19 protein-coding genes are annotated in these 25,422 nt (G+C 49.1%); 1 reads left to right on the top strand and 18 read right to left on the bottom strand.

The window, feature by feature from the left end; genetic code table 11:
• Positions 1-65: 65 nt before the first annotated feature.
• From nudE to JM642_RS00780, 7 genes are all read right to left on the bottom strand, one after another.
• A complete protein-coding gene (nudE, locus tag JM642_RS00810; protein ID WP_011621002.1) occupies positions 66-617 on the bottom strand; it encodes an ADP compounds hydrolase NudE in 552 nt (183 codons plus the stop codon).
• 237 nt (positions 618-854) lie between these two features.
• Entirely contained in the window at positions 855-8,753 is a 7,899-nt protein-coding gene (locus tag JM642_RS00805) for a putative Ig domain-containing protein (RefSeq protein WP_239000475.1), read from the bottom strand.
• Positions 8,754-8,897: 144 nt separating this feature from the next.
• Positions 8,898-9,533 carry a tail fiber protein gene (locus JM642_RS00800; RefSeq protein WP_169548417.1) on the bottom strand — a complete coding sequence of 212 codons (636 nt, stop codon included), beginning with the start codon at positions 9,531-9,533 and terminating at the stop codon, positions 8,898-8,900.
• 233 nt (positions 9,534-9,766) lie between these two features.
• The gene (locus JM642_RS00795) at positions 9,767-10,255 is read right to left on the bottom strand and encodes an N-acetyltransferase (protein ID WP_169548418.1); all 489 of its coding nucleotides are present in this window, start codon (positions 10,253-10,255) and stop codon (positions 9,767-9,769) included.
• On the bottom strand, positions 10,242-11,408 hold the full coding sequence (locus tag JM642_RS00790) for a hypothetical protein (protein ID WP_203432521.1): 1,167 nt from the start codon (positions 11,406-11,408) through the stop codon (positions 10,242-10,244). Before JM642_RS00790 ends, JM642_RS00795 begins: the two co-directional genes overlap by 14 nt.
• On the bottom strand, positions 11,408-13,417 hold the full coding sequence (locus JM642_RS00785) for a phytanoyl-CoA dioxygenase family protein (RefSeq protein ID WP_203432520.1): 2,010 nt from the start codon (positions 13,415-13,417) through the stop codon (positions 11,408-11,410). The genes JM642_RS00790 and JM642_RS00785 overlap by 1 nt, the downstream gene beginning before the upstream one ends.
• On the bottom strand, positions 13,395-13,994 hold the full coding sequence (locus tag JM642_RS00780) for an aspartyl/asparaginyl beta-hydroxylase domain-containing protein (protein WP_047535785.1): 600 nt from the start codon (positions 13,992-13,994) through the stop codon (positions 13,395-13,397). The genes JM642_RS00785 and JM642_RS00780 overlap by 23 nt, the downstream gene beginning before the upstream one ends.
• A gap of 120 nt (positions 13,995-14,114) precedes the next feature.
• On the opposite strand from JM642_RS00780, the gene yrfG reads away from it, so the two are divergent.
• Positions 14,115-14,777 carry a GMP/IMP nucleotidase gene (gene yrfG / locus JM642_RS00775; protein WP_203432519.1) on the top strand — a complete coding sequence of 221 codons (663 nt, stop codon included), beginning with the start codon at positions 14,115-14,117 and terminating at the stop codon, positions 14,775-14,777.
• Positions 14,778-14,847: 70 nt separating this feature from the next.
• Here the strand turns inward: yrfG and JM642_RS00770 are convergent, their stop codons facing one another.
• From JM642_RS00770 to gspD, 11 genes are all read right to left on the bottom strand, one after another.
• Positions 14,848-15,609 (bottom strand): type II secretion system protein N, encoded by a 762-nt coding sequence (locus tag JM642_RS00770; RefSeq protein ID WP_203432518.1) that lies wholly within the window; start codon positions 15,607-15,609, stop codon positions 14,848-14,850.
• A 14-nt stretch (positions 15,610-15,623) separates the two neighbouring features.
• The gene (locus tag JM642_RS00765; protein ID WP_037416438.1) at positions 15,624-16,100 is read right to left on the bottom strand and encodes a type II secretion system protein M; all 477 of its coding nucleotides are present in this window, start codon (positions 16,098-16,100) and stop codon (positions 15,624-15,626) included.
• A 1-nt stretch (position 16,101) separates the two neighbouring features.
• Positions 16,102-17,289, bottom strand: coding sequence for a type II secretion system protein GspL (gene gspL, locus JM642_RS00760; RefSeq protein WP_172589899.1), 1,188 nt, complete (start codon positions 17,287-17,289; stop codon positions 16,102-16,104).
• 48 nt (positions 17,290-17,337) lie between these two features.
• Positions 17,338-18,336, bottom strand: coding sequence for a type II secretion system minor pseudopilin GspK (gene gspK, locus JM642_RS00755; protein ID WP_099457138.1), 999 nt, complete (start codon positions 18,334-18,336; stop codon positions 17,338-17,340).
• Positions 18,333-19,100, bottom strand: coding sequence for a type II secretion system minor pseudopilin GspJ (gspJ, locus tag JM642_RS00750; RefSeq protein ID WP_037416432.1), 768 nt, complete (start codon positions 19,098-19,100; stop codon positions 18,333-18,335). The genes gspK and gspJ overlap by 4 nt, the downstream gene beginning before the upstream one ends.
• Positions 19,081-19,449, bottom strand: coding sequence for a type II secretion system minor pseudopilin GspI (gene gspI, locus JM642_RS00745; RefSeq protein WP_037416429.1), 369 nt, complete (start codon positions 19,447-19,449; stop codon positions 19,081-19,083). Before gspI ends, gspJ begins: the two co-directional genes overlap by 20 nt.
• On the bottom strand, positions 19,436-20,008 hold the full coding sequence (gspH, locus tag JM642_RS00740; protein WP_081990910.1) for a type II secretion system minor pseudopilin GspH: 573 nt from the start codon (positions 20,006-20,008) through the stop codon (positions 19,436-19,438). The genes gspI and gspH overlap by 14 nt, the downstream gene beginning before the upstream one ends.
• A gap of 1 nt (position 20,009) precedes the next feature.
• Positions 20,010-20,444 carry a type II secretion system major pseudopilin GspG gene (gspG, locus tag JM642_RS00735; protein WP_011715426.1) on the bottom strand — a complete coding sequence of 145 codons (435 nt, stop codon included), beginning with the start codon at positions 20,442-20,444 and terminating at the stop codon, positions 20,010-20,012.
• A 74-nt stretch (positions 20,445-20,518) separates the two neighbouring features.
• Positions 20,519-21,742, bottom strand: a complete 1,224-nt coding sequence (gene gspF / locus JM642_RS00730; protein WP_203432517.1) for a type II secretion system inner membrane protein GspF — start codon at positions 21,740-21,742, stop codon at positions 20,519-20,521.
• Between the two features lie 3 nt (positions 21,743-21,745).
• Positions 21,746-23,311: a type II secretion system ATPase GspE gene (gene gspE, locus JM642_RS00725; protein WP_239000474.1), complete on the bottom strand. Its 1,566-nt coding sequence runs from the start codon at positions 23,309-23,311 to the stop codon at positions 21,746-21,748.
• Complete coding sequence (gene gspD, locus JM642_RS00720; RefSeq protein WP_037416417.1) at positions 23,308-25,422, bottom strand: type II secretion system secretin GspD; 2,115 nt, start codon at positions 25,420-25,422, stop codon at positions 23,308-23,310. The genes gspE and gspD overlap by 4 nt, the downstream gene beginning before the upstream one ends.

Genomic DNA, 25,422 nt, shown 5'->3' with positions numbered 1-25,422 from the left:
CTCCAATCGCAAACTTCGCGAATGATTTACAAGCACTCAGTTGCTGAACGCTTTAACGAAAAAGATTATTTAAGTTGTAGGTGTTTCTGCGCTAAAAACAATGCGCTCACACTACGAGATTCGGAAAAATCGCTATTATCGAGTAACGCTTCCCACTCGGCCAATGCCCAAGGCACTACATCTATGGGTTCTGGCTCATCGCCTTCGAGGCGGCTTTCATATAAATCTTCTGCTATGAAAATTTGCATCTTGCTAGAGAAATAACCCGGTGCAAGACTAAGTTCTTTCAACAGGGTCAGCTTACGCGCCCCAAAACCGATTTCTTCCTGTAATTCTCGATTGGCCGCCTCGATAGCTTGCTCACCAGGGTCAATTAATCCCTTAGGAAAACCTAGCTCGTAATTGTCGGTGCCAGCGGCATATTCACGGGCTAACAACATGTTGCCTTGATGAATGGGCACCACCATCACAGCGCCACGGCTTCCGCCCTTCATCCGCTCATACTGGCGCTCGACACCGTTGGAGAATTTAAGATGGACCTGTTCAATTTGAAACAAACGGCTCTTAGCGACAACTTCAGTATGCAAGATTTCCGGCTTATGGTGCCGCTGCGACATAACTGCCCCTGGATAAAAATAGCAACAAACTAACTAGGATAAGTGACAATCTTACTATCCTGTCTTTAATCTACAACCTGAATTTAGTGCGGCTATTCCAAAGACCACCATCCAAGCCATGGGATTTAAATCACATACTTAGCAAGGACAAAGGAGAAACGGTTAAAACTTTTCGCTTTTTACCGCGAAAATTCACCCACAAAAAAGGGGCTAAGCCCCTTTTGATATCAATATCATCTAAAACTGATAACGCAGATTGAGTTGATAGCTCAATAGGTCATTCGGCTCTATAGCTAGGTATTGATAACCTAAACCCACAGACCAAGCATCACTAAATTGGTAACTAAAACGCACTCCCGCATACCAATCTGTGCCGTCTAAATCGGTCGTTATCGTGGTATTGCCCATGGTACTACTAATATCCGCTTGCCAATGGAACAAGCCTACAGGCACTTCAAAGCGCCAACCTTGATGCTGCAGCAAGGTAAATCTCAAGCCCAACATAACCCCATCGGCAAGCACTGGGGTGACAGTTTTCACCAACTCATGGTATTGCGCTGGCGTTAACGTCGAGCCCTGAATCCTCGCGCTTCCTTCACCAAAATCGGCATAGCCCAGTTCCAACGCCACAATCGGCATCCATTGATAACCTAGGCTCACCCCAAATGCGGTATCCGAGTCATCGACGTTGAGGAGTTGTCCCTCTCCGACTTGGGCGTTTAACTCAGGCAGTGTTTTATCGGCCTGGGCTTGGCCAATAAAACCCTCAACATACCAGTCGGTTGCCTGCGCCTGTTGCGTCACACTGAGCAATAACAGGCAGCCTAAGGCCAATCGCTGTAACTCACGGCGACGCAACATCGCGCATACCAAGATAAATGCCAACGCCCATAAGGTCATACTACCTCCTCCTGACTTATTATCGATAATGACCTCTTGATAGGCTTTCACTGTGATAAGCACTTGCCCTGTCGCTTCACCACCTTGGCCGTCGCTAATCCTATAGGTCACGGTATCCACACCATCGAATCCTGTTTTAGGGATATAGCGCAGTTTATTCGCCTCGATAGTCACAGTGCCTTGTTGAGCCGTCACACTTAGCAGGGTCAACGTATTACCATCCACATCAGTGTCATTACTCAGCACATCGATAAGCAGGCTGGTGCGATCATCAGTAGCGGCACTGTCATCTACAGTCACAGGTGCAGTGTTGCCATTCACCACTATCGTCAGCTCACTACTTGCCGTACCGCCTTTGCCATCGGTAATGCTATACACCAACACATCGGTGCCGATAAAATCTGCCGCCGGTGTGTAACTGATCAGTTGGTCAGCTAACACTGTGACAGTGCCAAACTCACTAATCACTTGATTGACGCTCAAACTATCCCCATCGCTATCCGTATCGTTGGCAAGCACATTGACATCAATACTCTGGTTCCAAGCAATTGCTGCCGAGTCGGGATTGGCGACAGGCAAGTGGTTACCATTGAGCATCACAGCAACGCCACTTGGGTCGACGATAGTACGGTTAGCCACACCATCATCATCGTTAGGGCCACCGTCTTCGATGGTCAACTGCACACACCAATGGCCTTCGGTTAATCCCAGCGTCCAACGGCTATCCCCCGGTGGCGGGCAGAAACCACGTTCCCCCTCGGTACTGGCAACAGTGTTGTTTGCATCAATCACAAAGTCTCGCCAGCCCGCTTGCGCATTAAACTTGCGGTAGACGGCATTCGCTGGAACGGGCGAGCGTTGTGGCAATACCAAGCTATAGCTTTGGCCCTGTTGTGGCAGACCCGTCGCGATAAAGTCGAAAATACCACCCACATTGGCGGCTAAAGCATCTTCAGCCACGGCTTCAGGCTGTAGTTGCACGCCGCTCTGTCCACGGCTTAGGGCAATATTTCCCAAACGTAAACAGACGCCCGCTTGCCCTTCGGCCAAGAAGTACACTGGCTGCAATTCACCTTCAGGCATCACATTACAGTCATTGTTCGCATCCAAATAATCTGGGATGCCATCACTATCGCTATCGCTATAGCCTTCTTGAACATCAGGGATTAAATCGCCATCCGTATCGGCACTCGTCAATGCAGCTAAACTTGGACGCACTACGATGTACACTGTTTCGGTACTCGACAGCATAGGCGAACCATCATCGGTCGCTGTTAAGCTCACGGGATAAATCCCCGGCGTTACCGCGGCTGGAGAGAACATCATCCCCGTCGCATCCGCTTGCAAGCTTAACGCGCCGCTTGCCCATGTCAGCGTCAATGTATCTTGCTCATTGGCATCGGAGGCGGAGGCACGAATATGCACATCGCCGCCATTTTGCGCGACAATGACTTGTTGCTGGCCAGCTTGAGTCACCGCCAAACTAAGCTGTGGTGCAATATTGGCTTCGGTAATCACCACTTGGGTCTGCTGCTTACTACCAAGATTCAGGCTTTGGTCAAGGCTGATTAATACCTCTTCATTCCCTTCACTCACACCATCGTTCAAGGTAGTAAAGTGGATTTCTGCCATTTGTCCTGAGGCTATCTCCACTACGCCATCAACCAAATCATGGTCGCTGCTGTCTGCCGTTCCTGACACTGTGTAAGGAATACTCAGCGGATAGCTTGGTGCCTCTCCGTTGAGGTGAACACTCACGGTCACTTGATTCCCTTCTGCAATAACTTGATCTTTGCTCAGCGAAATCAATGGATTGACTTTGACTTTTTGCGCTTTAATCGCCTTATTGCCCTCGCTGTCTACAGCCTGCCAATAGGCTAAGTAGTTGCCAGGAGCTAAGAACAAGCTCTTATTCACCAGCGACACGGGTAATGGATGTCCATTACGGTCAACCGCCTTGGCAAAACCGAGTTTCACCCGCGTAAACAGGCCTGTCGCATTCACTTCCACATCATCAGGGAGGGTGATTACGGGTTGATTCGCTGAATCAGCGCCTTCAATCAGCAGATTCACTTTGGCGGTTGCTCGGCCTTTGTTGCCATCGCTAATGGTATAACGTAGTGCAACTGGCCCCACATAAGCCTCGGGCGCGGTAAAGCTGAGTCCATCAGCAGTGATTTGTACACTGCCAATATCCGCAGCAGCACCATCAATGCTTAAGGTGTCGCCATCGACATCCACATCGTTTGCCAGCACCGCCAGCGAATAGGTGTCATTTGCAGTACTGGTTAAGGTATAGCTGTCATCGATAGCTTGAGGATCGTCGTTCACTGGCGTAACCGTAACGGTGACTGTGGCAGGCTCTGAGCTCTGCTCTGCATCTTTAGCGATAAAGCCAATAGAGTCAGTACCATTAAAATCCTTCTCAGGCGTGTAGAGCCAGACACTACCGTGCTGCTCTAAGGTACCAGAGGCAGGTTGGGCGCTGATCTCATAGGTCAGAGGATCATTATCGGCATCCTCACCCGCAAGCGTGATCATCACCGAACTGTCTTCCTCTAGCGTCACTGTCTGATTGGAAGCGACAGGTGCATCGTTGACGTTTGCCACCACAATGCTGAAGCTTTGCTCTGCGGTTAAGCCATCCACATCCGTAGCGCGTAGCACCACTGCATGACTGCCGACATTGGCATTAGTTGGAGTACCGCTTAACACGCCAGTGGCTGCATTAAAGCTCAGCCAACTTGGCAGTGTCACGGCGCTTAAGGTGACACTGTCGCCGACATCGCTGTCGCTTGCGACCAAGGTGTAGCTATAGGCTGCATCTTGGGTGGCGCTAGTCTGTGCACTAGAGGTGATGGTCGGTGCATCGTTGACGTTTGCCACCACAATGCTGAAGCTTTGCTCTGCGGTTAAGCCATCCACATCGGTGGCGCGAAGCACCACCGCATGACTACCCACGTTAGCGTTAGTTGGGGTACCGCTTAACACGCCAGTGGCTGCATTAAAGCTCAGCCAACTTGGCAGAGTGACTGCGCTTAAGGTGAGACTGTCGCCCACATCGCTGTCGGTCGCCACCAAGGTGTAGCTATAGGCTGCATCTTGGGTAGCACTGGTTAACGCCGTTGAACTGATAGTCGGTGCATCATTAACGTTTGCCACTACAATGCTGAAGCTTTGCTCTGCGGTTAAGCCATCGACATCGGTGGCTCGTAGCACCACGGCATGACTGCCGACATTGGCATTAGTTGGGGTACCACTCAGCACTCCCGTGGCTGCATTAAAGCTCAGCCAGCTTGGCAGTGTGACGACACTTAAGGTGACACTGTCGCCGACATCGCTGTCGCTTGCGACCAAGGTGTAGCTATAGGCTGCATCTTGGGTGGCACTGGTTAACGCCATTGAACTGATGGTTGGTGCATCGTTGACGTTTGCCACCACAATGCTGAAGCTTTGCTCTGCGGTTAAGCCATCGACATCGGTGGCGCGTAGCACCACCGCATGGCTGCCGACATTGGCATTAGTTGGGGTACCACTCAGCACACCCGTGGCGGCATTAAAGCTCAGCCAGCTTGGCAGAGTGACTGCGCTTAAGGTGAGACTGTCGCCGACATCGCTATCCGTTGCTACCAAGGTGTAGCTATAGGCCGCATCTTGGGTGGCACTCGTGAGTGCGGTTGAACTGATAACGGGGGCGCCATTAGGCTTCACCGCGTTACTCGCCGTGGAGGGGCTACCGGTTCCGGCTGAGTTTATAGCTGCAACCGTAAATGAATAGGAAGTCCCATTGGTTAATCCCATTATCGTGATGGGTGAAGAAGTGCCCGATGCCGTAATACCGCCTGGAGTCGATACTAAGGAATAGCCCGTAATGGCATCACCACCAGTGAATGCCGGAGCACTAAAACTCACCGTTGCTTGAGCATTCCCCGCAGTGGCAGTGCCGATTGTTGGCGCGCCGGGTACAACGGCATTGACACTGAATGAACGACTCACTTGGGTCGCCGCCAAATAACTCGCATTGCCCACCTGGTCTGCGTTGATGGTACAAGTGCCTACAGTGACAAAGCTCAATAAGCCCCCACTGGTGATGGTACAGACACTCGGAGTGGATGAGGTAAAGGTTGGCGCCAAACCTGAATCAGACGTTGCAGTCAAAGTCGGTGAAGTACCAAAGTTTTGCGATCCCGGATTGAGGAAGGTAAGCGTTTGGATCGCTTTGGGCGTAATAGGGTTAGATGCACTGGAGGCAGGGCTGAAACCCACGGCATTCTCAGCTTCCACCGTAAAGGTATAGGTCACCCCATTAGTTAGACCACTCACCACAATCGGTGAATTTGCGCCACTGACAGGTAAGACATCATTTGGCGTCACCGATACAACATAGCCAAGAACATTGGATCCCCCGTTATTAGCAGGAGGCGCAAATGCCACACTCGCTTGGGTATCGCCTGCCGTCGCAACAATAGTGGTGGGCGCGCCGGGAACAATCGCACTTACCGCAAACGAGCGGCTGACTTGGGGAGCGGCCAAGTAGGATGAGTCGCCCGCTTGATTCGCATTGATAGTACAGGTGCCAGCGGTCACGAATGTTAGCGTAGTGCCGCTCACCGTACAGACACCTGGGGTGGATGAGGTGAAAGTGACAACATAACCACCGCCTGCAGACGAACTGGCTGTCAGCGTTGGTGTAGTCCCAAAGGTCTGTGCTCCGGGGTTGTTAAAGGTGATGGTTTGCGGTGATGCCGGGGTAATGGAATTCGATGCCGCCGAAGCCGCCCCCGTGCCCGCCGAGTTAGTCGCTGTCACCGTGAAGGTGTAGGAAACACCATTGGTCAAGCCGGTCACTGTAACCGGCGAACCGGAGCCAGTACCTGTTGCACCACCTGGACTAGCAGTGACGGTGTAACCACCAGCAAGAATCGATGCACCACCGGTACTGGCAGGTGCAGTAAATGTTACCGTTGCCTCGGCATCACCTGCGGTTGCCGTACCGATGGTTGGCGCATCAGGAACTACCGCATTCACCGTAAAGCTTTGGGTTACTGTAGTCGCCGCATTGGTTGCGCTATTACCAGCCTGATCGGCATCAATCGTACAGGTACCTGCGCTTACAAAGGTCAGAGCAACGCCACTCACCGTACATACACCAGTGGTAGACGACGAGAAGGTGACTGTGAGACCGGAGTCTGAAGTTGCAGACAAGTTCGGTGTGGTACCAAAGTTATAGTTGCTCGGCTGGGCAAAGGTAATTGTCTGGTCGGCTTTGGGAGTTGCCGAGTTGGATGCGGCCGAGGCTGTGCCTGTACCTATCCCGTTGGTCGCCGTCACAGTAAAGGTATAGGCAGTGCCGTTGGTGAGACCGGTGATGAGAATCGGTGAACTGGCACCCGTATTTGTAAAACCTCCGGGGTTAGAGGTCACGGTATAACCAGTGATAGCAGAACCACCGTTATTGCCGGGAGCGCTGAAAGCAACTGATACCTGGCCATCACCTGCGGTTGCAGTGCCTATGGTTGGCGCATCAGGCACTGTCGGAATGGCCACAGTATGGGCGGAACCACTCGTATAGGCGGCTGGACCTACGTTGCCAGCAGCATCGCTGATATTCGTTGCGCCATTCAGGTTCAGCTTGATAGTACCGTTGCCGGTGATACCACTGACGGTCACCGTCACACTTGAGCCAGAGGTCGCGGAGACACTGGCGACAGTGCCAGTCGCGCCACCGGTAGTACCAAGCGCAAAGTCATCGGTAGAAATATTGCTGACGGGCTCACTAAAATTGACCGTGAAATCGACGCTGGTATCAGTTGATACTGCGCCACCCGATGGTGCCGTACTGGTAACCGAAGGTGTTACACCATCGACTACCAACGCTTTATTAGCACCCAACGAATTGGCAGCTCCAGGCGTCGCAAGTGTCAGCGTTGCGTTGTTGCTAGCGGCGTCACGGATAGTGCCACTGTTTAACGCCAGTGCACTGGTTGATACGTAGTCCAAATCGCTGCTATTGTCGCCCGCCTGAACGGTGTAGCTGAAGGTCAAGCTGCTGGAGCCACTACCACTCGCATAATTAATGGTGCGATCCGTTGTGCCAGTTTCCAGAGTCAGTTGTGGCGTACCAGTGACATTCACCACTTCGCTAAAGTTAACTTGGATACTGATGCTATCGCCCACTTTATAAGTGCCATTGGCTGTACTGGCTGTCACAGAAGATATAGTGGGTGCTGTACTATCCACAAGAACACTGCTTGTGGAGCCGACAGAATTTAGCGTCAGCGTCATGTCATTATTGGCAGCATCTTTCAAGGTTCCGCCGTTCAAACCAAGCGCACCTACGGTAATACCATCAGAATCAACCAAACCACTCTCAACCGTGTAACTAAAAACCAGGGCCGAGCTTCCAGAGCCCGACGAGTAGGTTGCGTATTTGGTTGTGGCGCCAATGGTCAATGCGATACGGGGAGTTCCACCACCCGTGTTCACGATGACGTTTTCGCTCGTGTTAACAGTGAAGCTCAGTGATTGCCCGGTGATATAAGTTGTATTCGAAGGAACGCTTACGCTGGTGACTGTGGGTGGGGTAACATCTGGATTTACTCCATTAGCAAACACGATGTTATCTATCGCAATGTAGAGGTCAGCATTGCCCGGATCAGTAATTCTTACTTCATCAACATACTGAAACTTGGATGCCGTAAGCCCACTGGCCTGAGTAAATGTATCGTGAAAATCTCCAACATCCAGACTGAGTGTCTCACTGCCTGTCGATACACCATCTCTAAACCCTTCAAACTTTAACGAGCCATGCGCACCTAAATAATTGAAAACTTCTATCCCGGAAAACGAGAACTCTTCACCCCCTTGAGTCCTAATGACAATGGAGGGACCTCCATCACCAGATTCATCGGCGATACCATCATCGAAATCATCTGCACCATCTCCTATAAAGTCGGGAAGATATCGCCACGTGGCCCCCTCATTAGTATTAGTCCCTGAATTGGCGGTATAAATTTCTATTACAACACCACCAATGTCTGTTGAATTAGCCTCACCATCATTTACGGTGGTTCCGAGCGTTGTATCGCTGCCTGAAAAATTCAACGTACCGGAAAATGCCATTGCATTTTGGGTCGTAGCCAGCGCTAGCGAGACGAGTAACAGCCGCCATAAAATGACCTTGATCCTATCTATCTTGCTAGCAAAAATCTGCTGACCAACCTTATCCCAAAACATAGTGACGCCTCTTTTTAACAAGGATATTCCCGGAAAAACCATAATACTAACTTTAGTCACGCGCCTGACTTTCGATCCGAGCAACGAGTACACTCCCTGTACTCACTCTCGCTTCCGACTGGTGAAACTGTCGGAATTGCACAATTAATTACGCGATGGATATATGCCTTCAAGCGCGATAATAAAATTCATACCCAAGTAAGGATTGCGAATACCTACGGGCTGTCCTCCACCAACAGGATTGACGGTTACGGTGCCAGCAGGTGTAACACTACCATGCACTCCACCGAGGCTGCTCTTGGTAGAATCTGGCGCCGTACTGGTAAACAATCCATTAAATGCAACACTGGCAGGCCCCGCCTTAGCTGTCGTAGCAGAGAGGTAGGTAGTCGCGCCTGCTGCCGGAGGAACCATTGCAGTGGCCGTGGTGGTAGCAACATCAACCGTTGCTGTTACGCTACTTGCATTACCAATGAAAGTAGCTGTTGGTGCATGAATGGGTAGCTGATTGGTAGTGAGGTTAACGTTTTCAACACCGGCAACTTGTCCCAAAACAACATTACTTAACCCTGCACCAGTTCCGGTACCCACAGGAGTACGACTTTGCAAGTTAGGCAACCCAAAGGTTGTGGTGCCATTGCCACCATAGGTTGTACCCAGAAGAGAGAAAAGCGCGCTATTGGTGGAAATGGCCAATAACTGTCCATTGCAAAGCGCCCAGCCACGCGGAGCGAAAGTACCAGCGAACATGCGGATTTCTCCAATAAATGGATCTGACATTGTATTTCTCCTTAAATAACGATTTTGTCTATGTAACGTCTTGCAATGACTTAATTACTCACGACAATTAATCGACAGCGAGTTCCTTTTGCTGATGACAACATCATTCACATCACACAATCGAAGGTCTATTGTGAAACAGAATGAAAACAATTTAGCTACAACTAAACATATCTGAAAAATCGGCAAACACAATTACGCAGAAATAATTTTGTATAAATTATCAGCAAGGCTTAAGGCCACAGCATTGACTCATAGGTTTCGGAACGGCTTTGAAACTGAAATCCATGCCGTAAATAAAGTGATTTAGCTTGAGTATTTTCACTCTCTACTGATAAATGAACAGGCAACTGACGTTGCCTCGCCTCAAGCTTGACCGCCTCTAATACCGCAGAGCCTAAACCGCGACCTCGCATACTTGGCGCAATAATAAAATCAACAAGATGAACCCTATGCTCATTGGTATCGAGCATCAGTTTGCCGACCGCTTGTTGCTGATAAAACAAAATGTAGATGATGGCATGTGGATATTGCTCCCGATAGGAGACTTGTTGCAGCCGATATTGTTGCTCCAACATGTTCTGTACGACATCAAGGGGTAAACCAAGCTCATAGAAGAAGGTTTTAGTTGAATAAAAAAGTTCTGCCATAAATAGGTTATCGCTTGCATTGGCAGGCTTAATACTCAAGCCAGTGAATGGATTTAACTCAGCTAGCATCATGGTTTTTATCTCGAACTAAAGGTTGCAACAGTTGCTCATAAGCATTCAATAACAGCTGCCATGAGAGAGTTTGTGATTCATTTAATGGGGTAGATTGGGCGGGTACCATGGGTACAAACAATTGCCCTTGTCGCTTTACATCAAAGCGCCAGTGGCCTTGCCAATGCTCAATATCTTCTGCGGCTAACGGCCATTCTAAAATGGTCGAAAGTACGCTGGGTTTAAGCGCATTTAATTGTTGATAATCCATTAAGATGCAACGACTTGATTGATAAAGTGCAGCAGTTTGCTGGGCAAAACCATGTAGCACGCCCATTCGAAATGCGTCTAAATTTGGCTCAGCATGCGTGCTTTCACTAAGCGGTAACGGATAGGGGAATACAGCCTTCACCCGCCCCGCCATATGCATCCCAGCCTCTCGTTGATGCGAAGCCAAAATATCTCCGGGATGGCGCATCAGACATAGCACTCGACTATTAGGATAGAGTTCTAGCAACATGGGCCAACAAGCTAAATCCCACGCATTCCACTTGATCACTAGCTCACGCTCATCAGGCCTCAACCGCCCTTGTAGCCTTAAACATAAATCCACCAGCTGCGGTATTAAGCTCGAAGGCCAAGCATCATGGTGCATCACATCGCTGCAGAGCATAGATTCAGATAACACTCGGCAAGTTTTGAGTAGGGAAAAACTGCTAGAAACCAGTGTTGACCCACAACGGGACCAATGGAAAATCATCAAGTTAGGATTGATCGCGGGCAAACTTTCGCGTTGGGATAATAAGGGTTCGAGCAAGGTTTGAGGCTGGATAAAACTAGCCAGTAAACCACGACGAGCATCGCAGATATCGTCCTCCAAGAAAGGTTTTGATAACCGCTGAAAGACAGGAACCCAACTTATTGTTTTAGTTTGAGCATGATAATGAGAAGGAAACCACACTTGGCTGAAGCGTGCTAAATCTAGAATGAAGCTTGGTTGCTGCAAGGCAATAAATGCCAGCATCTGCTCTAAATTTAGCTCAGGCCAATTGAGGAAGTCTGCCATCAAGGCAACAAAATGCTCAACATCCTGCGCTTGATACAGTAAATACAATGATTCAGGCTGATGCAGCAATTGCCAATAGCATTGCTGTTGTTCATTAAAATTAATCATTAGCTGGCCATTGGATAGAAATTAATGTACTGCACCATGCGTGGTAACAGGCCCCGATTTGGCGTCGGTCCATGGGGCAAGGCATGGTGCCAAATGATTAAATCCCCTGCGCTCGCGGCGATAGGTTTAATCGGCCACTCGTCCCAATGCTGTTGCTGCAACTCCATATCAGTCTTGTTTTGTTCCTGTAGCCAGGTTTCAATTTTGAGGTGAAAGCCGGGAACACAGCAAAATGCCCCCTGCTCGGCAGGGGTATCCGTAAGATAAATTAATCCTTGTGTTCCAAATGGCACAGGTAGTTGCAGTGGCATGTCCCAATGCATATTGGGGCCAGGAAACTGCCAAGTGGGCGTTTCAGGGGGATTAAAACTCACTCTATCAGTCGTCATCACCAAATCGGTACGCTGCCATAATTGTTCAAAGGCTTGGCGGATTAGAGGTGTTTGCCGATTGGCATCGAGGACGGGATGACGAAATAACTGCAGCATGATTTTCTGCATCAACTCATGGGACTGGTACCAAGTTGATGGATCATTTTCATTCGCGCCAAGCTGCTGCCAAATCACGGCTCGACTCGCCGCGCATTGTGTTTTTGACAACACTTGCGGGATGACTAAATAACCTTCCCGTTGCCAAAAGGCGAGTTGGGCGTCGGTAAGCACTTGAGGTAAAGCATCGCTATAAGCTAGCTCTGTATTGCCGTTTTCTGGCTCAGCTTGGGATAAGGCGCGCAATCGCTGATTGATGCCAACAATATCCGCTGTGGTCAGCTTAGTTTGCCTTTGAACGAAGGCGATAAAATCAGCCTGTTTATCATATTGATAGAGCGCCTTCATCCCAGGCTCTAATCCAATACTGCAAAGATCCAGCAGCGCTTTATCTAGGTTCCATTCTCCCTCTGCCACCTCATTGGTTTGTCCAAGCTTTTGCAACTGAATTTTTTGCCATAGCCGCTGCAAGTGATAAATCCCCAAACAACTCAAATCCTCACTGCCAACAAGCGGCAATTTCTGCTGCTGATATTGGAAGATAACATCGGGATAGGTTCCCAACTCGTAGCTAAAGTCCACTCTACTCAGAGGTTTAAGCCACAGGGATTTTTTATATTGGGATAGGGTTAATTGTGATTGATTTTCAAGTAATTGATGTTCGCCATAAACCCTGATTTTTGTCGTCAGTTTTAGGCTTATGGGTTGGGGTTCATAATCGGGTAACAATAAGCTCCCCACTAGCCCACTTCTGTCATCTTGAGCGAGCAAGCGGGCATGAGCTAAATCGAGACAGAATAAAGGACCCAAATAAATTGGCAGCCGATCTTTTAGCTCGAGCCATGCATCCAACTCAATCGACTCAGGGATTAAACATCCATCCTCTGCTAAAAAATGCTGTAGATGGCTAAAAATCTGTACCTGCGGTTCCTGTTGCAGCAGGTGTTTCATGGTTTCAGAAATTATCAGATCAAAGGTTTGTGTTGATGCTGGCCGCCAAAGCGTAGCGTCAGCACAAATAATCGCATCGACACGATCCGCTACATCGAAATATGCCAGCAGCTTTTCAACACTCTCCAATGACGCTCGATGAATGTCGAGTAAGGTTACTCGCACTTGCTTCGCCGTAAATAGCGGTAATAAGGCTAAGATTAACCAAGCAAAAGGCCCGGTTCCGGCATAGAGTATGTGCACAGGATGGTTCGAGTTAGCTTTAAGTTTGTCCTGTATCGCTTGATAAATTCCCTGAATAAACACTCTGCTACGTTCGGGATCTTCTGCACATTGCGCCGCAGTTGTCGGTGATACCGCCTTGCCAAAAGCCGTAATACTCGCCTCCGTATCGAGAAAAAATCCTGGATGCAACTCCAACCCAGTCAATTGGCATAACTGCGCCAGCATTGGATCGATAAGCCGCTTTGCCTCCCCCGCAGAGTGAGATTGCAGTAGCGCCTGAGCAAACAGCTTTAATCTTAGAAACGCCTCGCGCTGCCCTGCATTAGGCTTTGATCTTGGCATCATGGATAAGCTCCTTTAACCACGAGTTGACTTCACAATCGATCACCAAATTAATTCTGGCATCCACGCCTTTATTCGCGACCCAATGGGTTTGGTCAGCATTGATATACCAAAGCTCTCCGGCCCGCATAGGTACACGTTTCTCATCCACATAAAAATAAAGCTGATCATGGGTTTGTAGGGGCAAATGTAATCTAGCCTCACCCTGTTCAAGTGATAATCCTTGATCCCTATGGGGCTTGATTTCAGCACCAGCGTGTAAACGCATTAAGCGCACCGATTTAACTGGGCAAGCAAGGGATTGAATAAACTGCAGCAGCGCGGGGCTCGATTCCAGTGAAGGCAAATTATCCCAATCTGTCGCGGCACTAATGGAAAAGGCTTGTAAAATGGGATGCGCGACTCGATATTCCTCGGCGCAGCGTAGAGCCAACACATCCCAACCGCCCTGAGAGCCCGCGTGATAATCACGTTGGTTAATGTGTGGCAACCACTCATGCTGCAACAAAGTTGTGAGTTCTTGCTGTAAACTAGTGATATTTGGAGCTTGGGTAAGCAAAGCGAATGAGCAGATATCCATATCCAAGTGTCTCATTTTTAGACAAAAACGAATTAATCAAGCCTAGCACAAAGTGCGATGCTGGCAAGATAGGCTACTGTAAACCTCACGCTGAGCTGAGTTAACCACACAGGATATCCCATGTTTGACTGGAAGAAGATTGATACTGTACTGCTCGATATGGATGGCACCCTGCTCGATTTGCACTTTGATAACCATTTTTGGCTGAGTCTGGTGCCACAGGAACTGAGCAAGCAGCGGGGATTAAGCCAGAGCCAGGCACAACAACTGGTGGAAGAAGCCTACGGCAGAGTCGCAGGCACGTTAGATTGGTATTGCCTCGATTATTGGCAGTCCAAGCTGCAGCTCGACATTATGGTGCTTCACCGCGACTTAGTTGACCGTATTCAACTGCGCCAAGACAGTATGCCTTTTCTCGATGCCCTCGCCGCCGCGGGCAAAAAACGCATCTTAGTCACCAATGCCCACCCTAAGAGTCTTGCTCTTAAGCTGGAGCATACTGAACTGGGGAGTGGTTTAGATGCGATGATCTCAAGCCATGAAACGGGTTATCCCAAGGAACACCCACAATTTTGGCAAACGCTATTCGAAAAATTCGCCCTAGTGCCTGAGCGCTGCCTGTTTATCGATGATAGTGAACCCATTTTAAATGCAGCGCGCTTAGCGGGCGTGGGGCATCAGCTCGGGATCAGCAATCCCGATAGCCAGAAACCTGCCAAAACCTTCAATGATTTTCCGGCCATTAGCGACTATCGTTTATTGCTTAACGATCTCGCGAGTTAACCCCTCGAAATAGAAAAGGCACCCAAGGTGCCTTTATCAAATCATTCATTAGATTACATTACTGGCTAGATTAAAGCCCAGGAATACGCCCCTGATAAACAATAGGGAAGTAACCGTCATCTCCACGCTTGCCGAGGATATTAAGAGATTTACGCATATCTTCCGGCTGTTCGTTGGTCTCTTTGATCTTAGCGGCAACCTTGACCATATTCCCCTCGTCTAACTGTAAGGTACCGATAATTCCCAACTGGTTTTTGCTTTCGTCGGTAGCGAGCTGAGCTTTCCCCTCAACACAGCTAAGGCCCAACTCGATATTACCCAGTGGATAATCGCCGAATTGATTCTTCACATTGGTTTGGTTTAAGAATAATTTACCCGATAACTGCTCGCACCAAGGTTTACCTTGTTCTAGGGTTTCAACCAGCAGGCTGACTTCACCATTAATTTCGGTTCTAAAGGGCAGCTTAGTATTACCAATTAAGAAGCTATCGGGCGCTTCAAAGCGCAATCCTTGAGCGCTGATACCGCCCATAGACCAAGTGACGACACCTTTGCCACTCACAGGGGTTGCTCGGCTACCTACTTGAAAATCCAGCTTCACTTTGCCTAAAAACAAAGACCAAGGGCTGAGTTCCCAACGCACTTGCTCCAATTGGCGCTGCTGAATATTCAAAGTTTCAATGCTACCCGCCCAAATACTGCCACTCACTCCAGAAATTCCCACATTCGCTGGGAGTGGTGCGAGGCGCACGACCACACTGGCAGGAAACAACGCCACTAAAAACACGATATAAATTAGTACACCAATAATAATCTTTTTTATCAGACTCACAGCTACACCTTAACCTATTGCGCTAGTTGGATCCGTCTTACTTTGACATAGCCAGGCGCGTCAGCCTCCGCCAAATCAACACTCTCAAGGGATAAGCCCTTTTGCTGCACTAAATCATTCAAATAACTGAGTAACGCGTCGAATGGCACATCATCCATCCACACTTGGATTTTATCGCCCTGGGGCTGCATGCGAGTGATCACTAAGCCATAACTGCCCGCTGTTTGGTTGACGACTGAACTTAAACTGCCGCTCATCGTCGGCTTAGCGCCGCTTTGTTTTAAGCCAGCGATTTTATTCGCCGTCTGCTTTACATAGGTCAAGGTTTGCTGCTGCGCCGTTAAGTTGCGCAGTGCATTGGCCTCAGCATTGGCGATTGGCGTCCAAATCCCCCAGTAAAATAGACCGATCACTAAAAATACGGCGCCAAAACCTACGATCTGCTGCTCGCGCGACGCAAGCCCTTGCCACCAAGTCCGCAAATTATCCATCTTATTTGCTCCTCAAGGTTAAGGTGCTGGTGACCTGATCTTCACCGCTATTCATCGTGCCACCATCTATTTGGAAACGACGGCCGACAATCTCTTTAAACTTCTCAATTTGCGCGTAATTTTTAGCAGTGACTTGCATGCGGATTTCATTACGGGCACTTTCAAATCTCAAGCTATTGGGTTTTAGCTCAGGTACTTGTTTAAAGGCGTCTTGTAACCCTGCCAGCATAGCAAAAAACTCTGCACCACTGCCTTGGCCTTGGAGTGCGCGCAGTTGGCTCTCCATCTGCGAGCGTAAATTCACAATACGTGAATTGCCTGGTATCACTTGTTGATAAATGGCTTCACTTTGCGCCTTCAAATCGGCGATTTGGCCATTTACCTGATGAATGGTTAAGCCTTTATTTACCAGAGACAACACAATAGCAATGGCTAGTACAATTGCCGCATTTTTCCATTGCAACAGATGCTTACTGTATTCGCGCTTAGGCGTATAGACACCCGTCAGTAAGTTAATCGGCGCATGTAAAATGCCGCGCGCCAGCACCAACATAGGTAAGTCGAGTGGCTGTGGCTTAAGCTCAACACCGTCCAACTCCATCTCGGTATAACTGGCGACCGACACCTCGTCTGTCTGAGCCGTCAGTTGCTTCATTGCCACTGGCAACCAAGATAAAGGCAGGCTATGGCCTGTTCCTAATCCTGTACGCAACAATAACTCGTTACCGAAACGCATGGCTGCCCATTGGCATTCCTGCAATGGCAAGGCCAAGCAATCAGGCACAATACGCTTCACTTTTAAGCCCGCTTCGGCCAAACAGCTGAGCCAAGTTTGCATTTGCTCATGGGCAACGGCCACCACGCTGAGGGCATCGCCATTGCGTGGACCAACGGTAAAGTGCATCGCATCCACATCCTCGGCGATGGATTCTTCCAACATAAAAGGCAGGGCCTTTAAGGCTTGGCGTTGGCCTTTTTCGGGCAGATTCACGCTGGTGAGCGTCATGGCGGAAGCTGGCACCAACACATCAATGGGGCGATTGCCCGCGCGCTCAGTTAAGGTTGATAAACCTTGGGCGTTGGCCAGTTCGCCTGAGGCGATAATTTCTTGTTCTTGTTCGGACCAAACCAGCCAAGAGCATGCCTGCTCTGCGGTTCTGCCTAAGCGAATAAATAGCCGTTCACTCACAGTTTTTCTCCACCAGCTTCAACCTTAAGGGATTGAGCTTGTTTGCTATTATTTTTGTCCACCAAACTGACGGGTGAGCACATCCATTTTGTTACCGCTGCCCTTTTTGAGCACACTCTCCATCCTAAAAATGGCGTTGTCGACCTTTGCGCCCGAGGCAAGGAGGAAATATTGACTGTCGATCACAAAAGTCGACTTCATCGCATCTTCCCATTTAATCGACCCCATTGAGGAGGATTCGTAAAAATCATCAATCTTGGCAAAACCATCGCCAGGGCGCTGGTTAATAATGCTTTCCGCCTCACCGACAGAAATCTGATTATCGAGCATGGCCGCCAGCAGCGCTGCTTGTTCGACATCAATGGTATTCACATTCAACAATTGCCTGTCATTCCCCGGGATGACACAAATATAGGGCAATAATTTCAAATAAATATCCTGTGTGTATCCCATCACTGCCCGCAGCTCACTTCGATGATTCATCAGAGTGTTGGCGGCACGGTATGGCACGTGGCGTGCTTCATACTCGGCATCTTCAGCGCCATAGGGGCTGGCGATCGTGTCTTCGTCGATATAATCCTTTAGGGTTTGAGTGAGATGATCAGCGGTAAAATCATCCATACCTAAACTCACTAATAACGCCTTGTATTGCTTAGCAGCCAAGGGCAATTTAGGTTGACCGTTTTCCACATCTTTTGTGGTGACGGACAAGGCATTTAAGTTAAAACACGAACGCATATCGGTGATCTTGCCTGCAATCTCACCATATTCTGCCGGAAATACCACATCGCTCATGGCCCAATATTGTTGCTTATGGACACGCCCCTCTGAATCGTCTAAGTCCTGCTTGAGGATCTTCTTCGCCAGCTCTTCGGCGGAAATAGCATACCAATAGGCCTGATCGTACTGAGCTAAGTTTAAGGTGCGGCGCATCGACAACTGATTACGACTGGTAATATTGGTGGCAATAATCACCACCATGGCCACGATCAGTAATACGACGATCAGCGCGACACCACGCTGTTTAGTAGGAGTTCGCCTTATCATGCGCCATCCTCATTTTCTGGCTCACCGGTGCCGGGATCTTCTTCCCCGTTACCGGAACCATCGCCGTTATTATCTTTGTCACCGTTGTCTTCTTTATTGTCTTCGGTGTTTTCGTCTTTGTTGTCTTCATCACTAGACTTTTCTGGCGCCGCCGCGCCCAGAGGCAGCATAAACTTACGCTGAATCTTACCTAGACCTTCAATCTCAATTTCGATTGCAATGGCTTTGGGTAACTTAGTCGCCTCAACCTTGCGCTCCCACTTATCCTCCATAAAGAAGGAATACTCGACCGAGAGCACCTTATCGATAATCACCGTCTTGATTGGCTCGGCACCAAATTCCGGCTCAGGGTAAGGAAAATACCAGCGTTCTAATTTTCCTTCTCGTACGACATAGGCGACCGACTGCAAACTGCCACGGGGCAACAAGCCATCTGGATTGAGCCAGCCCAAGCGGTAAAAGACTAAAGCCTCGGATTCCGAATCTAAAAGGTCATTCCCCGTCTGAAATACCGTTGTTCCGCGGCCACCTTCGAGGAGTCTGGGTGTGCGGGCAACCATCTGTCCCAAGTCGCGCTCAATCGCTCCAAAGCCCTGTTGCAACGCTTTTAAACGGGTTGAGAAATTCTTTGTCACTTCATCATTGGTCAGAACTGTGCTGAGTACCGCATTGGCCGCTAAGCCCAACATGGCAAAAATCGCAATCGCGATCAGCATTTCCAGCAGGGTAAACCCCCGATGAGCATTAGTTTGTTTTAAGGACATAACTGCTCACTTGTGCTGCAATACGCTGATAACGCTCATCTTCACTGACACTAATACGGATCATGCGAAAATTATCATCGGTGGTTTTCACCACTTCTTTTCGCCAGTACCAATCCTTACCCGCCAGTTCTACTTGGCCCTCTTTTTTGCCGATTTCCGGAAATTGAGGCTCGAGTCTGGCATCGACCATTTGATTGTCGGCTACCCACTGAGCAAGGGTGCGCGACTCCAAAATTGGCATATTCGCCATTTGTTCACCCAAGCTTTTGGTGATAGAAACAGCGGCAATCGCAAACACCGCCAAGGCGACGATCACTTCGAGTAACGTCATGCCCTTAGCGTATTTCATCGGGGCGCCCTAGGGTTAAACGGCCAAGGGCATCGCCCACCACCAATACGTCGAGGGGGCCTTTATCTGTCTTGGTAATAAAACTCAACTCAAAGGCGCTCATTTCGCCGCTGGGAAATAGCAAAATCTGTGGTTCAGGGTGCTTTTTCTTATCTTCCGCAGAGGGCTCGATTAAAGGTTCTTTAAACCAAGAGTCATCTTGTTCGTCCTCTTGTGCGAGCGGTAAACCATCGAGCACCAAATTAATCACCACACCAGGTTCCATTTGTTTTTCAGACAGAATTCTGTCCTTTTCCAATGGATTCCATTTACCATCTTTATAAAAAACAAACTGATAACTGGTTTTTTCCACCACAATACCGATAAATTGGCCGCTTAATACGGTTTCATCCAGCACTAACTCTGTAGCGGCTATAAATTGCTGCGCGGTTTTTTCCAGTGCCTGTTGTGGCCCCGAGTTGCCAATAGACATGGTCACCGCCGCGGCGGTGAGTCCCATTAGCAAAATCACCAGCATCACCTCCATCAAGGTGAAGCCGGCGTGGCGCAGCGTTAACATCTTATTGGAAATTCTGTAAGTTCCAGTTACCGATATCATCTTCGGTACCTGGTTGACCGTCTGGGCCTGCACTAAAGATATCTAACTTGCTGTTTTCGCCAGGGCTTAACAGTAAGTAGTTATTACGCCATGGGTCCTGTGGTAAACGCTTCACATAACCTTCTTCGCGGTAGTTACGAGGCTCAGGTGAAATCGTTGGTTTTTGCACCAAGGCTTCTAAACCTTGCTCAGTCGTTGGATAAACACCGTTATCTAACTTGTACATATCTAAAGCGTTTTCGAGCGCGACTATGTCAGATACCGCTTTTTGTTGGTCGGCTTTATCTTTGTTGCCCATCAGGTTTGGCACCACCATAGACGCCAAAATACCGAGGATAACGATCACCACCATCACTTCAAGTAAGGTAAAACCCTTGTGCTTTTTATTCATTTGCATCGATTACATCTCCTAAAAAACCTGTGCCATTCTCAGCACTATGACTGAAAGGCAATATTCCATAATGTCAAAAACTAGCCACTAATCAAATTGTTCAGCGCCAATATCGGTTGCAGAATGGCCATCACGATAAAGAGTACAACCCCCGCCATACTCACCACTAACATGGGTTCGAATACGCCGAGGGCGAGCGTCACATTACTCTCAAACTCGCGATCTTGGTTATCCGCAGCACGCTCAAGCATGTCTTCGAGCTGACCACTCTTCTCCCCCGAGGCGATCATATATAACATCATCGCCGGGAATAGCTTAGTGTTAGTCAACGCGGTACTGAGGCTAGTTCCTTCCCGTACGCGCGCCGTTGCATCATCCACCGCCGCCCGTACCCGCATATTTTGCAATACCTCGCTGGCAATGCGCATCCCGTCCAACAAAGGCACCGAACTGGCGGATAAAATACTCAAGGTACGCGCAAAACGCGCAGTATTGAGCCCTTTACTCACTCGGCCAATCACCGGCATTTTCAGCAAAAATGTATGGTATTTCATCTTGAAAATCGGTGACTTGAGTAGACGCTGGAACACTACCAACAGAATACCAATCGCTAAAACAACAAACAGACCATAGTGTTGGACAAAATCCGAGGCAGAAATTAAGAAACGGGTCGTCGCCGGTAACTCGGCGCCCATATGCTCAAACTGGCCAACGACCTTTGGTACCACAGCCGCAAGTAACACTGAGACCACCCCAATGGCGACAATCGTCAGCATGATGGGATAAATCATCGCCTGTTGCAGTTTAGATTTTAGCTGCTGGCGACGTTCGGTGTAATCGGCTAAGCGATTTAGCACCACTTCCAAGTGGCCGGATTTTTCCCCCGAGGCCACCATAGCGCGGTATAAGTCATCGAAAATATGCGGAAATTCAGCCAAGGAATCGGCCAGACTATAACCCTCAACGACCCGGGAGCGCACCGCCATGATCATACTGGCAAGCCGCGCCTTCTCACATTGCTGGCCTACCGCCTTAAGACATTCCTCGATCGGTAAGCCCGCCGCCACCAGTGTCGCGATTTGACGGGTGATCAGCGCTAATTCCGCCACTGAAATCCCGCGCTTAAAGGGCGAAAATCCCGCACCTTTCGCCTTGGCTTCTTTTTCGCTGACCGGCAGAATATCCAGCGGCATCAAGCGTTGATCGCGCAATTGGCTACGTGCGTGTCTGGCGGTATCCGCTTCGATCACGCCCTTAAGCTGCTTCCCCTTGGCGTCCAGCGCCTTATATTCAAATGCAGGCATAGCTTACTCCTCGCGGGTCACCCTTAGGACTTCTTCCAGAGTGGTGATACCTGAGAGCACCTTGCTCATGCCATCGTGACGAATGCTTGGTACCGACTGGCGGATATATTTCTCAATCGCCAGTTCGCCACGTCCACCGTGAATAAGCTCGCGCACATTATCATCGACCGACAATAGTTCGTGAATGCCAGTACGACCACGGTAGCCACTGTTACCACAGGCCTTACAGCCGTTGGCACGATAAATATGGCGTGGATCATCGACAGTAATACCCAGCAGCTCACGTTCACGCTCATCGGGCACATGCTCTGTCTTACATTTTGGACAGAGGGTACGGATCAAGCGCTGAGCCAATACCCCGAGCAAACTTGATGAGACTAAGAAAGGCTCAACACCCATATCCTGCAAACGGGTAATCGCGCCCGAAGCGGTGTTGGTGTGGAGAGTCGAAATCACTAAGTGACCCGTCAAGGATGCCTGCACCGCAATTTGCGCGGTTTCAAGGTCACGGATTTCCCCGATCATCACTACATCGGGGTCTTGACGCAGAATCGCCCGTAGACCACGGGCAAAGGTCATGTCCGCCTTAGTGTTAACTTGAGTTTGGCCTATGCCTTCTAATTCGTATTCGATGGGGTCTTCAACGGTTAAGATATTGGTATCTTTAGAGTTAATCTCAGTAAGTCCAGCATACAGCGTGGTACTCTTACCCGAACCCGTAGGACCCGTTACCAAGATAATGCCGTGGGGACGACGAATAAGCTCATCGAACTTGGCTCGGATGCTGTCCGTCATACCCAGCTGTTTTAAATCCAGATTACCGGCATTCTTATCCAGCAAACGCAGCACCACACGCTCACCGTGGCTCGATGGCATGGTCGATACCCGCACGTCCACCGCGCGGCCCGCAATCCGCAGCGAAATACGGCCGTCTTGTGGTACACGTTTCTCGGCGATATCGAGGCGCGCCATCACCTTAATCCGCGACACCAACAAGGATGACAGCTTACGATTCGGCTTAAGCACTTCCTTCAGCACACCGTCGATACGGAAACGCACGACTAGCTGCTTCTCGTAGGTTTCGATATGGATATCCGAGGCTTCTTCTTTAATCGCTTCTGATAACAGGGCGTTAATGAGCTTAATGATCGGCGCATCATCATCGCCTTCGAGCAAATCTTCGGTTTGTGGCAACTCTTCTGCAAGAGTAAATAAATCCATTTCATTGCCAATGTCTTCCATCAGCTGCTGCGCTTCGGAGGAATTGGCTTGATAGGCCTGAGTCAGTTTGACCTCAAACTTACTCGGCTCGAGCTGTACCAAAGGTAAATCCACGCCCGAGTAGCGACGCGCTTCAAGCATCGCCGCTAACGGGGTTTTGGCGGTATAAAACAGGTTCAAGGCGCCATCATCGCCATAGGCTAAAATCACCTCATGGCGGTGGGCAAAGGCAAAGGGTAAACGCTCTTTGCTGCTGGAGCGAAATACCTCATCACCTTCGGCTTCAATACCTAGTTCATTGGAAACTAAGCTTAAATCCTCGACTTGGGATACTTGTATTTCACTCATTGTGTTTTATCTTTGTTTTTGTTTTCATCCAGCGACTTGAGAGTCGGGTCAGTTTTACGCATCTGAGTCTCTAGCCCTTTGCCTTCTTTATAACGATCTAAAATATCGTTCACTTCTGGCGGCACATACTCAGACTGGTTCCACTCATCTAATACCGGCACTTTAGTCTCAGGCATTAGATTGACACCACGCTCCTGCTGTTCAAGCTGCAATGCTCTGAAATAGTTGTATTTACGACCTGCGATACCTTCCATCGTCACACCATCACGGATAATGGTGGGTTTGATAAAGATCATCAGGTTCTTCTTGGTCTTCTTACTGGAAGATGATTTGAATAGATGGCCGAGTACCGGAATATCGCCGAGAAATGGCACTTTCTGCACGCTTTCTTGGACTTCTTCGTTAATCAAACCACCGAGTACCACGATTTGGCCTGAATCAGCCATAACAGTAGTGGTTAAACGGCGAGTAGCGAAGGAAATATCCACACCCGTGTTACCGTTTACGCCAGAGACTTCTTGCTCAATCGCAAGCTTAACCGCGTTGCCTTCGTTGATCTGCGGCACCACTTTTAACTTCACCCCAACCTCTTTACGTTCAACGGTTTGGAATGGGTTGCTGTTGTTTGAGCTGGCGGTAGAACCAGTCAGAATAGGCACTTCATCACCGACGATGAAAGAGGCTTCTTGGTTATCTAAGGTAGTAATAGAAGGTGTTGCCAGTACGTTTGAGTTGGTATCGGCCGACACAGCTTGTACTAGGGCGCCAAAGTCACCCATGGCAACGCCCCATGCCATACCATTCACTTTACCTAAGGCCTGCGCCAACAAGGTCACATCACCCTTAGTTTTTGGGTTCTGGCCAATCACCTCGCCCGTGCTTGGGTTAGTGATATAGGTTCCTTCTTTATCCTGCGCCTGCCATACACCCGCGCCAATCTCGCCTATGGTTGGGCCTAAGTTATTGAACTGAGTGCCACCACCCGCTTTCGCGGCCCATTGCACCCCAAAGCCGACGTTATCGCCTTCGGCAACTTCCACGATAATGGCTTCTACTAATACTTGGGCGCGGCGAATATCGAGTTGGTTGATCACGCTTTCAATAGTGCGCATTTGATCTGGCTCAGCGCTGATCACTAATGCGTTAGTATCAGTGTGGGCCATAATATTGATTTCATTACGACGTTTGCCACCACCCGCTGCCTGAGCGCTAGGATCTTTTTCACCTTCCAACTTTTGGGCAAAACCAGTTAGCACTTCAACTAAGTCTTCGGCCTTGGCATACCGTAAATAACGTACTTTCGTATTGCCCGTGCTGGCTTGCTCGGCATCGAGACGGTGGATCAGCTCCACCACCCGTTGACGACTCTTTTCATCACCACTGACCACAACAGCGTTAATCCGCTCGTCGGCAACAACCTTAGGCGCTTGTCCGGGAAGCTGTGCTTGGTTAGCTGTCGCGCGGTACAGGGTATCGATAATTCGCACCATTTCGCCAGCAGAAGCATATTCAAGTGGCACGACTTGAACAGAGGTATCACCCTGTTTATCTACACGGCGAATGATTTCAACTAACTTATTAACCACCGCAGCGCGGCCAGAGAGCATCAGCACGTTTGATGGATCGTAGTTCACTACGTTACCACCACCAGCGTTATCGTTTAACTGACGTAATAATGGTGCTAATTGCTTGGCTTCGGTGTTATACAACGCCACGATGCGGGTAACCATTTCATCGCCTAGGCCAGGATCGTTGTCATTAGCAACACGAATCGCCGCGGTTTTCGCATCTTTGTCTTTGATCACTTTGATAACGTTATTTTCCATCTCGACGATGGCATAACCGTATACTTGCAGCACGTTGAGGAAGAACTGGTAATACTGCTCATCATTGAGCAGATCATAGCTGCGAACGTTGATCTTGCCGCGAATCGTCGGGTCAACAATGATGGTTTTGTTCAAGTTTTTACCAACAATATTGATAAACTCTTGAATATCAGTGCCTTTAAAGTTGGCCGCATATTGTTCAGACCAAACAAATTGCGAGGTCAGCATAGTGGCGCCCGCCACAACTCCAGCAATCAGTTTGCGTCGAATCCGTTTGTTATTCAT

Origin of the sequence: Shewanella sp. LZH-2 (genome assembly GCF_016859145.1) — a bacterium.
In the GTDB taxonomy this organism is placed as follows: domain Bacteria; phylum Pseudomonadota; class Gammaproteobacteria; order Enterobacterales; family Shewanellaceae; genus Shewanella; species Shewanella xiamenensis.
The sequence above is the reverse complement of the archived record's forward strand: the minus strand, read 5'-3'. Positions and strand labels throughout refer to the sequence as shown.